General features: G+C 72.8%; 11 protein-coding genes. 2 read left to right on the forward strand and 9 right to left on the reverse strand.

The window, feature by feature from the left end; all coding sequences use genetic code 11:
• Positions 1-167: 167 nt before the first annotated feature.
• From pheA to ABZ822_RS07715, 7 genes are all read right to left on the reverse strand, one after another.
• On the reverse strand, positions 168-1,103 hold the full coding sequence (pheA, locus tag ABZ822_RS07685; RefSeq protein WP_360848385.1) for a prephenate dehydratase: 936 nt from the start codon (positions 1,101-1,103) through the stop codon (positions 168-170).
• A gap of 43 nt (positions 1,104-1,146) precedes the next feature.
• Complete coding sequence (gene efeB, locus ABZ822_RS07690; protein WP_360848388.1) at positions 1,147-2,505, reverse strand: iron uptake transporter deferrochelatase/peroxidase subunit; 1,359 nt, start codon at positions 2,503-2,505, stop codon at positions 1,147-1,149.
• Positions 2,505-4,586 carry a copper resistance protein CopC gene (locus ABZ822_RS07695; protein ID WP_360848391.1) on the reverse strand — a complete coding sequence of 694 codons (2,082 nt, stop codon included), beginning with the start codon at positions 4,584-4,586 and terminating at the stop codon, positions 2,505-2,507. Before ABZ822_RS07695 ends, efeB begins: the two co-directional genes overlap by 1 nt.
• A 9-nt stretch (positions 4,587-4,595) precedes the next feature.
• Complete coding sequence (locus tag ABZ822_RS07700; protein ID WP_360848394.1) at positions 4,596-5,054, reverse strand: copper chaperone PCu(A)C; 459 nt, start codon at positions 5,052-5,054, stop codon at positions 4,596-4,598.
• Positions 5,051-5,698: an SCO family protein gene (locus tag ABZ822_RS07705; protein WP_360848397.1), complete on the reverse strand. Its 648-nt coding sequence runs from the start codon at positions 5,696-5,698 to the stop codon at positions 5,051-5,053. The genes ABZ822_RS07700 and ABZ822_RS07705 overlap by 4 nt, the downstream gene beginning before the upstream one ends.
• A gap of 71 nt (positions 5,699-5,769) precedes the next feature.
• Entirely contained in the window at positions 5,770-6,528 is a 759-nt protein-coding gene (locus ABZ822_RS07710) for a YcnI family protein (RefSeq protein ID WP_360848400.1), read from the reverse strand.
• Between the two features lie 131 nt (positions 6,529-6,659).
• On the reverse strand, positions 6,660-7,619 hold the full coding sequence (locus ABZ822_RS07715; protein WP_360848403.1) for a hypothetical protein: 960 nt from the start codon (positions 7,617-7,619) through the stop codon (positions 6,660-6,662).
• 198 nt (positions 7,620-7,817) lie between these two features.
• Between ABZ822_RS07715 and ABZ822_RS07720 the strand changes: the two genes are divergently transcribed.
• Positions 7,818-8,312, forward strand: a complete 495-nt coding sequence (locus tag ABZ822_RS07720) for an ATP-binding protein (RefSeq protein WP_360848406.1) — start codon at positions 7,818-7,820, stop codon at positions 8,310-8,312.
• A gap of 39 nt (positions 8,313-8,351) precedes the next feature.
• Here the strand turns inward: ABZ822_RS07720 and ABZ822_RS07725 are convergent, their stop codons facing one another.
• On the reverse strand, positions 8,352-9,806 hold the full coding sequence (locus ABZ822_RS07725; protein WP_360848409.1) for an aminopeptidase P family protein: 1,455 nt from the start codon (positions 9,804-9,806) through the stop codon (positions 8,352-8,354).
• 109 nt (positions 9,807-9,915) lie between these two features.
• Positions 9,916-11,385, reverse strand: coding sequence for a PP2C family protein-serine/threonine phosphatase (locus tag ABZ822_RS07730; RefSeq protein ID WP_360848412.1), 1,470 nt, complete (start codon positions 11,383-11,385; stop codon positions 9,916-9,918).
• Between the two features lie 775 nt (positions 11,386-12,160).
• Here ABZ822_RS07730 and ABZ822_RS07735 point away from each other — a divergent pair.
• Positions 12,161-12,919 carry a bifunctional DNA primase/polymerase gene (locus ABZ822_RS07735; RefSeq protein ID WP_360848414.1) on the forward strand — a complete coding sequence of 253 codons (759 nt, stop codon included), beginning with the start codon at positions 12,161-12,163 and terminating at the stop codon, positions 12,917-12,919.
• The last annotated feature ends 84 nt before the right edge of the window (positions 12,920-13,003 follow it).

Below are 13,003 nucleotides of genomic sequence, written 5' to 3' on the forward strand. Positions count from 1 at the left end.
CCTGTGGGTTGTGGGGGGATTTGTCGATGATGTCGGCTCGCCGTGTCGACTTGTCCCCAGCCTGGGAGTCGAGCCTGTGGATAACTTTCGTGGATAACTCCACCGCGTCCCCACAGGGTGTGAACGACCGCCCGCTCAGCCGTGGGCTCCGGGGGCCCGAAGGGCCCTCAGGCCCGTCCGTCGATGCAGCGGTTCAGCCAGTCCGAGGCCGCCGTGAACTCGCTGTCCGACGTCCCGTGCCGCAGCGCCTGCACCTCCGACGGGCTCACCCCCGCACGCGGGTACGAGCCGAGGAAGCGCACGTTCGGGCAGATCCGCTTCAGCCCCATCAGCGCCTCGCCCACCCGCCGGTCCGCGATGTGCCCCTCGCAGTCCACCGAGAAGCAGTAGCGGCCGATGCCCTCGCCCGTCGGCCGTGACTCGATGCGCATCAGGTTCACCCCGCGCGCCGCGTATTCCTGGAGCAGTTCCAGCAGCGCGCCCGGGTGGTCGTCGCCCAGCCAGATCACCACGGAGGTCTTGTCGGCGCCGGTACGGGCCGCGGGCCGCGCCGGGCGGCCGACCAGCACGAAGCGGGTCGCCGCGTTGTGCGCGTCGTGGATGTCGGTGACCAGGGGCTCCAGGCCGTACCGCGGGGCCGCGAACTCGCCCGCGAACGCCGCGTCGTAGCGCCCTTCCTGCACCAGCCGCGCCCCGTCCGCGTTCGACGCCGCCGACTCCCACTGCGCGCGCGGCAGGTTCGCCGCCAGCCAGTTGCGCACCTGCGGCTGCGCGACCGGGTGCCCGGTCACCGTCTTCACGTCCGTGAGCGCGGTCCCGGGGCGTACGAGCAGGGCGAAGGCGATCGGCAGCAGCACCTCGCGGTAGATCATCAGCGGTTCGCCTGTGGCCAGCTCGTCGAGGGTCGCGGTGACCCCGCCCTCCACCGAGTTCTCGATCGGCACCAGCGCCGCCGCCGCGTCCCCGGACCGTACGGCGTCCAGCGCGGCCGGCACCGAGACCATCGGAGTCAGCTCGCGGGTGGCCGCCTCCGGCAGCGTACGGAGAGCGGCTTCCGTGAAGGTGCCTTCGGGTCCGAGGAAGGTGTAGCGGCTCGCTGACATGCCGACCAGCGTAGCCGCGCGGATCGGCGCCCCGTGCCGCGTCTCACGCCTCGAGCAGCCGCTGCCCCACGTACTCGCCGGGCTCGCAGCCGCCCGGCACCGCGTACAGACCGCTCGCCTCGTGCCGGATGAAGCGCGACAGCGCGTCCCCGCGGTCCAGCTTCCGCTGCACCGGAATGAAGCCCTTCAGGGGATCCGCCTGCCAGCAGACGAACAGCAGTCCGGCGTCCGGGGAGCCGTCGTCCCGGAAGCCGTCGTGGTACGAGAAGGGGCGGCGCAGCATCGCCGCTCCGCCGTTGGTCTCCGGGGAGGCGATCCGCGCGTGTGCGTTCGCCGGGATCACCGGGCGGCCGTCGGCGGTGGTCCGCTCCAGGTCCATGGGGGTCGTCTCGGTGCCGCCGGACAGCGGGGAGCCGTCCGCCTTCCGACGCCCGATGACCTGCTCCTGCCGCGCGACCGGCTCCTTCTCCCAGTCGTCCAGCAGCATCCGGATCCGCCGCACGACGGCGTACGAACCGCCCGCCATCCACGCCGGTTCCCCGCCCGACGGCACGAAGATCCGCCGGTCGAAGTCCTTCTCCTCCGGCTTGGGGTTCCTCGTGCCGTCGATCTGGCCCATCAGGTTCCGGGCCGTCATCGGCCGGGAGGTGACTCCGGGCGAGCGGTTGAAGCCGTTCATCTGCCAGCGCAGGCGTGCCGCGTCCCCGGCTTCCTTGTGCAGCGCGCGCAGCGCGTGGAAGGCGACCAGGGCGTCGTTCGCGCCGATCTGCACCCACAGGTCGCCGTTGCTGCGCGCCCGGTCCAGCACGTCGGAGGAGAAGTCCGGCAGCGGTTCCAGGGCCACCGGGCGCTGCGCCGTCAGCCCCGTGCGGTCGAAGAAGCTGCGGCCGAAGCCGAACGTCACCGTCAGGGAGGAGGGGCCCGCGTCGAGGGCGACCCCGGTGTCGTCCGCCGGGGCCCGGCCCGCCATCAGCTCCGCGGCCGTCCTCGACCAGCGGCGCAGCAGTGCGGCCGCCTGCTTGCGGCCCGTGCCGGGTGCCAGGTCGAACGCGAGGAGGTGCCCGCGGGACTGCAGCGGCGTGGTGATGCCCGACTGGTGGCGGCCGTGGAACGCGGCGGCCGTCGAGCCGACGGTCGCGAGCGCGGCCGGGGCCTCGCCGTCCGCCATGGCCGCCCCGAGCACGCCGCCCGAGGCGCCGACGGCGAGCCCGGCGGCGCCGGCCGCGCCCGCGGTGCCGAGCAGCCGCCGGCGGGAGAGGGCCGGCGCGGGGGACGCGCCGTGTGACGCGTCTCCGGGGCCCTGCCCGGGGGCGTGTCCGGGGGCGTGTCCGGGCGCGCCGGTACGGGCTGTGGCGCCGCCGCGCTTCGTCGTGTCGGGGGTGTCGTTGCCGTGGTCCGCCATCAGCCGATCTTCAGTTTCTTGGTCACGGTCACCTGGTCGATGTCCGAGGTGCGTACGGTCAGCGCGACCTCCCACTCGCCGGGCATCGGGATCTGGACGCCGTTCGCCGCCCAGTGACCCGTCTCGGCCTTCGGCGGCTGCACCGGCAGAGGGCCGAGCTTCTCGGCCTCGAGCGTGAACGCGACCTTCACCTCGGGGACGTCGAGCGGCCTGCCGTTGGGCCGGTTCAGCCAGACGTCGAGGAGGTTGCCCGCGGGGTCGAGTTCGATCTTGGCGGTCCCCTTGCCGTCCTCGCCCCCGGTGTCGAACGGCATCCGCAGCGAGACCTTGCGCTGGGCCTGCTCCCCCTGCGCGCCGCTCGCCGCTCGTACCGCCTCCTCCGTACGGGCGGGCTCGGTGCTGGTCAGCGCCGTCGTCACGGCCAGCAGAACGACCGCGACCGCTGTTTCGACGAGGACGGAGCGGCGCAGTCCGGAGCGCTCCGGGTCGGCGTCGCGTGCCCGCTTGCGGAGCGCGGTGAGGCGGGCGGTCCGCTGGCGTTCGAGCTGGGCGGTGCGGCGGGCGTCGGCGGCTACGGCTACGGCTACGGCTACGGGCTCACCGTCGTCGGTGCGGCCCCGGTCGTCCCCTCCCTCACCGTCGCCGTTGCCGACGGTCCCCCCGTCCGAGTCGCTCTTCCCTGAGTCTTCGCCCGAGCCCTCGGAGCTTTTCGCGCCCGAACGGTCGCCGCCGGAGTCCGGCGCTCCGCCGTCCTCCTCCTCGGCCGGGGCCGCCTCCGTAAGCCGCGCCGTCCAGCGCCGCGACAGCGCGGCGACGCCGATCAGCACGACCACGAGGCCGACCTTGACGAGCAGCAACCGCCCGTACGACGTCGACGTCAGGCCCGACCACGAGCCGACCTGCCGCCACGACTGGTACACGCCCGTCGCCGCCAGCACCACCACACTCACGAACGCCAGCCGCGAGAAGCGCCGCACCGCGGACCGCTCGACCGTCGGCTCCGTGAAGAGCGTCACGAGCAGGGCCGTGAGCCCGCCCAGCCAGGCCGCGACCGCGAGCAGATGCACGATGTCGACGGGGATGGCCACGCCCGACTGGATGCCGGTGGAGGCGTGTTCGGCCATGGCCCAGGTCGCGGCGAGTCCGGTCGCGATCACCGCCCCGCCCACGCCCAGGCCGAAGCCGAGGTCCTTGCGCTCCTCGGCGTTCCTGCGCTGCGCGTACGCCCCGAAGAGCACCGCGACGAAGAGCGCGGCGATCCCGAGCAGCATCAGGCGCGAGGCCAGCGCCGCTCCCGGCTTGCTCTCCAGGACCGCGCGCAGCCCGCCCGTGTCGACGACGTCGGCGAGCCGGCCCGAGCCGGTGTACGGGCCGCGGAGCAGGAGCAGCGCGATGGTGGAGCCGGTGAGCAGAGCCCAGCCCTGTACGACCAGCCGCTGCACCGGCCGCCGGCCCGCCGCCCGCGGACGGCAGGCCAGCACGAACGCCGCGCCGCCCACGAGCAGGACGAACCCCGCGTACGCCGCGTACCGCGCGATCCCGTAGAGGACGCCGACCACGCCGCCCCCGCCCTGCTCCTGCGGGAGCGCGACCGAGGTCTCCGAGGGGGCGCCGACGGAGAAGGTGAACGCGCCCGCCACCGGGTGGCTGTCGGCGGAGACCGCCTTCCAGGCGACCGTGAACGTGCCGTTCGGAACCCCGGACTTGAGCCCGACGCCGTACTTCACGACCTTGCCGCCGCTCAGGTCGCGTACGTCCCCGGTGTCGACGCGCTTGCCGTCCGGGTCGAGCACGCGGATCGCGTCGTCGGAGAGCGCGACGCCTTCGGAGAATGTGAGCGTGACCTCCTCCGGCGCCGATGCGACCACCGCCCCCTGCCTCGGATCGCTGGTGATCAGCGCGGCGTGCGCCGAGGCGGGGGAGGCCCCGGCGAGCAGTGCGCCGAACACGGTCGCGACCAGGAGCAGCAGCGCCACGGCCGCGGAACGCCCGCTGCGCCGCCCGGCCGGCGGCGTGTGCCGCGGGACGGTGGACGGCGGGAGCGGGGAGAGCGGGACCGGGGAGGAGGCGGCGGCCGGCATGTCAGTCCCTCATTTCCGTGGTGCGAAGCCGGTCGCCTCGACGGGGACGTCGAGCTCGATCGGATCGGACTCGGCGAAGGTGAGGCGTACGGACACCTTTTCGCCCTTCTGCGGCTTGTGCTTCAGCTTCATGAACATCAGGTGGCTGCCGCCCCGTTCGAGCTTCAGCTCCCCACCGGCCGGGATCTTGAGGGAGTCGACCCGCTCCATGCTCCCGCCCGTGGTCCGGTGCATCGTCACGTCGTCCGAGAGGTCGCTGGTGACCGAGGTGAGCCGGTCCTCGGCGTCCCCGCTGTTCCGCAGGACGAGGTAGCCGCTCGCCATGTCGGCCATGACAGGCTGGGGCACGTAGGCGCCCTCGGCCTTCAGCTCGGCACCCGCTCCGGAACCGGAACCCGAGCATCCGGACAGGGCGAGGGCGGCCGTGACCGCCAGCGCCCCGGCGAGGCCGGTGGTCCGCCGGTTCACGGCGTCTTCCCCTTGACGATCTTCGGCAGGTCCTTGCCGTAGTCCTCTGCCGTGGCGTCCTTGCTGTAGAGGACGTGCGCCTTGTCGTCCTGGGGCAGATAGGCCAGGACCTGGGTGCCGTGCGAGGAGGACCAGGTGCCGTCCTTCTGCTTCTTCGGCTTGTCCAGGTAGATGCCCACGGTACGGGCGCCCGCCTGGATGGTGTCGAAGTCACCGGTGAGCCCGATGAAGGAAGGGTTCTGCTGCTTGAGCCACTCCCCGAGCCGCTTCGGGGTGTCGTGCTGCGGGTCAGAGCTGACGAAGACGACCCGCAGCTCCTTCCGATCGGCAGGCGACAGCTTCCGCAGCGCGATGTCGATGTTGCTCATCGTGAACGGGCATGCGTCGGGGCAGTTGGTGTAGCCGAAGTAGAGCAGGGTCGGGTGGCCCTTGGTCTGCTCGATCAGGTCGTACTTCTTGCCCTTGGTGTCCGTCAGGACGAGGTCGGGCTTCTTGAACGGCTGGTCGAGGACGGTCGCGGTCCTTGGGGCGGGCGCGGAGGCACCGGCGGCGGGGTCGCCGCCGTCGTCACCGCTTCCGCACGCGGTCAGGGTCAGTGCCGCCGCCGCGGCGAACGCGGCGGCGAGCACGCTGGAAGTACGCATGGATCTGAAGTCCCGGAGAAGTCTGGTCGGTACGGTCGGTTCGGTCCGGCGTGAACGCCGGATCGGGCGGATCAGGCGGAGCGGCGGCGGCCGGCGAGGACGCCGAACGCGACGCCCGCCACGCCCACGACGATGCCGACGATGCCGAGCGTCCGGGCCGTCGTGTCGCTGCTGTCGCCCGCCGCGGCCTCGCTCGCCCCGGAGCCGTGCTCGCCCTCGTGGTCGTCACCGGCCTTCTGCTCGCCGGACTTGGCGTCGTCCGAGCCGCCGTGGCTGTGGCCGCCCTCGCCCTCGGCGGGCGCGGTCAGCTTGAGGACCGGCGCGGGGTTCTCCGGCTCCTCGCCGCCCTCCTTGGGCGCCTCGATCCAGCGCACGACCTCCTTGTTGTCGTACGTCTGGAGGGCCTTGAACACCAACTGGTCGGCGTCCTCGGGGAGCTGGCCGACCGAGAGCGGGAACTGCTGGAACTGGCCCGGCTTGATCTTGCCGTCGCTCTTCGCGGTCCACGTGACCTTGGAGACGGCCTCGGTGATCTTCTCGCCGTGCATCTCGAGCGGCTTGTCGAGCTTGGACTTGGTGACCTTCACGTCCCAGCCCGGCACGGGCTGCGGCATGACCGAGGCCAGCGGGTGGTCGGTCGGGAGGTTGACCTCGAGCTTGGTGGTGGAGGCGTTGTCGCGCTCGTTGGGGACCTTGAAGGCGATGGTGCTGTAGCCGCCCTTCTCGGCCTCGCCGGGCTGCACGCTGACGTGAGCGAAGCAGGGACCGGCGGCAAGCAGGACGGTACCGGCGGCGACGGCGCCGACGACGGGAACGCGAGAGATCTTCATGCTGGGGACACTCCACAAGGCAGAGGGGATCGGCGGGACGGTGCGCGTGCGGCGAGGACGCGACACCAGGTGAAGCCGACGGATCTGCCCGGGTCTGTGCCGGGTTGCCGGTGTCGAGTGTCGTGATGCGCTCAGGCCGCGAGGACGCGACGCGGCGGACCTCGCCGTCCCACGGAGTGCGCGAGCGCCGGGCACCGCGGCCCGGCCCTCCCGGCCTCGGGCCCGACACCTGCGGCCGGCGGCAACCCCCCGGGCGCCCCGGGCAGTCCGGCCCGCAGGGCGCGTACGAGCGTGAGCGCGGCGCGCAGCGACCGTACGAGCGCCCCTTCCGCGACCCCCTCGGCCACCCCGTCCGCGACGCCGCGCGCCGACAGCCGGACCAACCTGAACAGCGCCTGCTCGCCGCGCCGCAGCAGCAGACCCAGCGCGACGGCGGCGAGCAGATGCGCCAGCAGCATCGGCAGGGAGGGCAGCGGAACGTCCCCGAGGGAGGGGAGAGGGGAGGCGGCCGCGGACGGGTCCAGGGCGCCGGAGGCGTGCTGGGCCGCGGCGTGTTCGCCCATCGCGTGGGCGGAGTGGCCGCCCGTGCCCGAGCCGTGCGGCAGTCGTCCCGACGGGGCGATGCCGGACGCGGTGACGATCCACCGCGCCTGCTCGGCGTTCAGCCGCGGCGGCACGCCGTCGCCGCCGCACACGATCCGTACCGCGAGGGCGATCAGCGCGCCGTCGGACAGCTTGCGGGGACGCGCGGCCGCGAGCTGCGGAGACGCGGCGAGCTGCTGCGCGAGCCAGAAGAGGCCGTGCAACGCGAGCTGCGCCACGGCGAGTCCGCCCGCGATCCCGGGGAGCGTCCGCTCACGCCCGGCCATGGGCACGGCAGCGGCGAACACCGCGAGGAATCCCGTGGCCAGGGCCCACAGCGGCACTCCCGTGCACGACGCCAGGACGTGTCCGGCGGCGGACAGCACGAGGCAGACCGCGGCGAACACCGCGGCCCGCAGCAGTCGCAGATCGGTGCCGGCCCGTGCGACCGCAGTCCGGGGCGCGCTGCCCCCTGCGCGGAGCCGGCCGCCTGAAGGGTGGGCGGACATGGCCGCGCCATCATCGCACCGGGGTCACCCGTTTCCTACGGCAGGGGTGGATTCCGCGGGAACGTCCCGTTGCCTTACACCGGCAGCCTGACGCCGCACATCCGCCGAATGAGCGTAGTCACATCAATCCCGCGCTTATGTACCGGCTTGGACGGCAATACGTATCCGTATGTCGAGCCGCAGCCTGGAGGCTGAAGCATGAGCATCTGGTGGTCGCTCCATCTGCGGCGAGAAGCTGCGAGCGTCCCGCTCGCACGGAGGCTCCTGCTCGGCACGATGGAAGCGGCCGGGGTCGACCCCGACATCTCCTACGATCTCTCCCTCGCCCTCACCGAAGCCTGCGCGAACGCCGTCGAGCACGGAGGGGACCCGTCGGCGGACGGATCGTCCGGGGCGTATCGCGTGATCGCCTATCTCGACGGAGACAAGTGCCGTATCGAGGTGACCGATTCGGGCCCCGGGTTCCCCATCGGGCGCGTACTCCAGGGCACGTCCCTGCGGTCGGCGGTTCCCCCGCCCCCGCCCGTCGTGCCCGTCCCGGTGGACGCGGACCGCGAGCACGGGCGCGGGCTGTGGCTGATCGAGGCGCTCGCCGACCACGTCGACTTCCGCAACCGCCCCGGCCAGGGCGCCGTGGTGAGCTTCGACAAGATCCTCAAGTGGCGTGAGGACGCGCTGCTGAAGGCGTCCTGAGTCCGGAGAGGACCCGGGACGCCCCAGCCCGCGTGCGCGTCAGCCCTTCAGGCGGCCCATCCACGCCTCGACCTCGCCGGCGGCGCGCGGCAGCCCGGCCGAGAGGTTCCGGTTGCCGCCCGCGGTGACGAGGATGTCGTCCTCGATCCGGACGCCGATGCCGCGGTACTCCTCCGGCACCGTCAGGTCGTCGGCCTGGAAGTACAGGCCCGGCTCGACGGTCAGGACCACGCCCGGCTCCAGCACGCCGTCCACGTAGGCCTCGGTACGGGCGGCAGCGCAGTCGTGCACGTCCAGGCCGAGCATGTGGCCGGTGCCGTGCAGGGTCCAGCGGCGCTGCAGACCGAGTTCGAGCACCCGCTCCACCGGGCCCTCGACGAGACCCCACTCCACGAGCCGGGTGGCGAGCACGTGCTGCGAGGCGTCGTGGAAGTCGCGGTACTTGGCGCCCGGCTTGACCGCCGCGATGCCGGCCTCCTGCGCCTCGTACACCGCGTCGTAGATCCGGCGCTGGACCTCGCTGAAGCGGCCGTTGACCGGCAGGGTGCGGGTGACGTCCGCGGTGTAGAGGGTGCGGGTCTCCACACCGGCGTCCAGCAGGAGCAGGTCGCCGGACCGGACCGGGCCGTCGTTGCGGACCCAGTGGAGGGTCGTGGCGTGCGGGCCCGAGGCGCAGATGGAGCCGTAGCCGACGTCGTTGCCTTCCACGCGGGCGCGCAGGAAGAAGGTGCCCTCGATGTAGCGCTCGGAGGTGGCCTCGGCCCTGTCGAGGACCTTCACGACGTCCTCGAAGCCGCGGACGGTGGAGTCGACGGCCGCCTGGAGCTGGCCGATCTCGTACTCGTCCTTGACCGCGCGCAGCTCGCTGAGGAAGACGCGCAGCTCCTCGTCGCGCCGCGCGTCCAGCTTCTCCGTGAGGGCCGCTTCGAGCCCGGCGTCGTGGCCGCGGACGAGACGGACCGGGCCGCTGAGGGCGTTCAGTTCCTCGGCGGCCTTGCGCACGTCCCGGGCGGGCAGGCCGAGGAGCGCTTCCGCCTCGGACAGGCTGTTCCGCCGGCCGACCCACAGCTCGCCCTGGCCGTCGAGCCAGAACTCGCCGTTCTCGCGGTCGGAGCGGGGCAGCAGGTAGAGCATCGCGTCGTGGCCGTCGCCGGACGGCTCCAGGACGAGCACGCCGTCCTGGGTCTGGTCACCGGTCAGGTGCACGTACTCGGTCGCGGCACGGAAGGGGTACTCGGTGTCGTTCGACCGCGTCTTGAGGTTGCCCGCAGGGATGACCAGGCGCTCGCCGGGGAACCGCGCGGAGAGCGCGGCACGGCGGCGGGCGGCGTACGGGGCCTGCTCGATCGGCTGCAGGTCGCGCAGCTCGGTGTCGGCCCAGCCGCTCTTCATGTTCTCGGCAAGCTCGTCGGAGACGCCTGGGTACAGGCCGTTCTTCCGCTGCTTGATCGGCTCGTCGCCTTCGGGGTTCTCGGGCGCGGGCTGGTCGGTCACGGCATCCTCCTCGAGTGGGATCCCCCTCATGGTATGGGCGGAGGGAACACAGCCGGAGAGTGCCTGACCAGCCATGCGGTCCCGGGCGGCAGGGCCCGGACCGCCCGGCTCAGACCTCGTCGAAGCGTGCGGCGAGCAGGACCACGTCCTCCGGGTCGTCCATCGCGTCCTTGCCGTCCGGCAGGACGGCGTGCAGCACGTGGTCGGCGATGGCGTCCGGATCGTCGCGCAGGGCGGCGGGCACGCTCGCCGCGGCCGCGTGCAGCCGTGCGAAGGCACGGTCCATCGGCTCGCCGGTGCGATGCAGCAGTCCGTCGCTGTACGCGAGCACGGTCTCGCCGGGTTCGACGTCGAACTCGACGCTGGGCGCCTCCCAGCAGGAGAGCATCCCGAGCGGCGCGGACAGCGAGGTCTCCACGAACTCGGCGCGGTGGTCCCCGATGATCAGCGGCGGGCAGTGGCCGGCCCCGGCGAGCACGACGTGCCGGGCGCCGCCCCCGTCCGGCGTGAGCCCGGACGGCTCGCAGTACGCGAAGAGCGCGGTGGCCGACCGGGCGGGTTCGGTCAGCCGCAGCAGCAGTTCGAGGTCGGACAGCACGGCGACCGGGTCCTCGCCCTCCATCACCGCGTACGCCCGGAGCGAGGCGCGCAGCCGGCCCATGGCGGCGACGGCGCTGGGCCCGGAGCCGGTGACGCTGCCGACGGCGAGGCCGAGGGCGCCCTCGGGCAGCGGCAGCGCGTCGTACCAGTCGCCGCCGCCGCGCGGGCCCGTGCGGTGCCGTACGGCCAGGCGCACTCCCGGGATGCGGGGCAGCCGGCTCGGCAGCAGCTCCTCGCGGAGGGTGTCGGCGGTCGCGCGGGCGCGCGCCAGTTCCAGCTCTCGGGCGAGGTGCTCGGTGGCGTAGTCGGTGTAGAGGCCGACGAGATGGCGCTGGCGCTCGACGGGCTCGGTCGGCTCGTCGTAGAGCCATACCGCGGCGCCGAGGCGCCCGGCGCTCTCGGTGGCGAGCGGGATGGCGTAGCTGGCGGCGTAGCCGAGGCGGGCGGCGACCTCACGCTGACGGGGGTCGAGATCCGGCTCGTTGCGCAGATCGGGGTGGGCGACCTCGGTGCGGGTGCCGCCGTCCTGCTCGGGAAGACCGTCGAGGATGCGACCGTACGAGGCGGCGCTGCGGGGGATGGTCTCGATCGTGCCGAGTTCCGCGGGGCCGAGTCCGAGGCCGACGGTGGTCTCGGGGCCCTGGCCGTCGGCGGGCCGGAGGACGATCAGTCCGCGCTGGGCGCCGACGAGGGCGGCTCCGGCGCGCAGCAGTTCGTGCAGGGCGGCGTCGAGGGTGCTGATGCGGGCGAGGCGCTCGGTCAGCTCGTGCAGCGTGGTGAGGTCGGAGATCCAGCCGGCGAGGCGGTCCTGGACGGCGGCGAGCTGGTCGACAGGGCTGATGTCCTGCACGGCGGGGGATACGTCCTCGGCGGGCTCGGCCCGATGCCGGGCGGACTGGTCGGCGGGGGCAGCATTATGCGAGGAGCTGGAAAGAACCGAATCGATTCCAGCCACTTTCGCTGCATGGTGGGGTTTCATGGCCGGCAACTTCCCGGGCTGGTGCGTCGTGTCGCCGGTCCTGAGGGGGTGCCCCCCTCTTTGTCTGTCCCATTTGTTCTGAATGGCGGCGTTTCTTTGGGCGGTGTGGCGGGACTGTCCAGGCGTTGCATTCTTCGCAAGAGCATCACAAACCCCCATGTCATGCTGCGCCGCTACCAATGCCTCCACATCTACACGCAGGCCTGGGGTGTGTCCAGCACTGTGCCGACGGGCTTGTTGGTGTCTGCGAGGTTCCCTAACTTGGCTGAAAAACCGCCTCGCTCCTGCCGATTTACGCTCGACTGAAGGCAATCCACAACGCGTCACCTCCATCGAGCTGGGTACGTACTCGGAGAAGGGCAGGGGCAGTTGGGGGCCGCCCCGGAACCTCGCGGCGACCTCGAGCGTCCTAGTCGGCAACGGCACCCGTCCCCGATTCGGCGTGGGGTCCCTGCCGCAAGCAGGGGGAGCAGTTCAGGACGGTAAGCGCCATGCATGCGCCACCCCCCGCCATGTCCCACGCCCGGCCCGCGACGTGATGCGCTGCTGAGAACGCGCAGTGACGAATGATCCACATGGCGTGAACGATCTGAACGGCCTCGTGGAGCGCCACGTACTGCCCTGCAGTTCGACGGCACAGAGATCGGTGCACTAGGTAAACCCGTACCTCCGGTGGCGGTACACCGGTACAGCGCGTGTGAGAACGCGTTGGATCTCCCTGCCTCCGGCGGGGCGAACCCCACCCTCGGCGTTTAGCGGAAAGGAACGAGCGCACATGCGCGAGATCCTCGGAAGGCGACGCAGGCTCCTGCCCAGGCGTAGGCGCAGCGGGAAGCCGGACCTGCTCACGGCGGCGCTCACCTGCGCCACCGCGTGGCAGTGGCCGGTCCTCCCGGGCGTGGGGCTCCAGCCCGGCGGGAGCGGCGCGTACGACTGCGCCTGTCCGCACCCGGACTGCGTGGTGCCCGGTGCCCACCCCTTCGACCCCGGACTGCTCGCGGCCACGACCGACGGGCGGATGGTGCGCTGGTGGTGGGAGAACCGCCCCAAGGCGCCCATCGTGCTGGCCACAGGCGGGCGCGCGCCCTGCGCCGTGAGCCTGCCGGCGGTGGCGGCGTCGCAGGCGCTGGCGGACCTCGACGCCATGGGCGTCCGGATCGGTCCGGTCGTGGCGACCCCGACCCGCTGGTCGATCCTCGTGGCGCCGTACTCCCTGGAGGTGCTCGGCGAACTGCTGCACCAGCAGGAGTGGGTGCCCGGTTCGCTGCGCTTCCACGGCGACGGCGGCTACGTGGTCCTGCCGCCCTCGCAGACCGGCCTCGGCCTGGTGCGCTGGGAGCGCGAGCCGCAGCCCGCATCGGAGGTGCGCGCCGAAGCTCCCGCCTCCGGCAGGCGCCTGGGGAAGGCCGCGGCGAAGAAGCGTTCCGCGGAGGCCGGGGACACGCCCTGGCTGCCCGATGTCGCCACGGTCGTGGACGCGCTGGTCGAGGCGAGCACCCGCGCTCCCGGCGGGGGAAGCCGCCTCGCCTACTGACAGGCGGGAGGTCGCCGGGGCGGGTGCCCGTGGGGGGCACGAACCCGCCCGCCGGCCTTCTGCCGGGCGCTCGCGAGGAGCGGC

Origin of the sequence: Streptomyces sp. NPDC047108, assembly GCF_040643575.1 — a bacterium.
GTDB lineage: Bacteria > Actinomycetota > Actinomycetes > Streptomycetales > Streptomycetaceae > Streptomyces.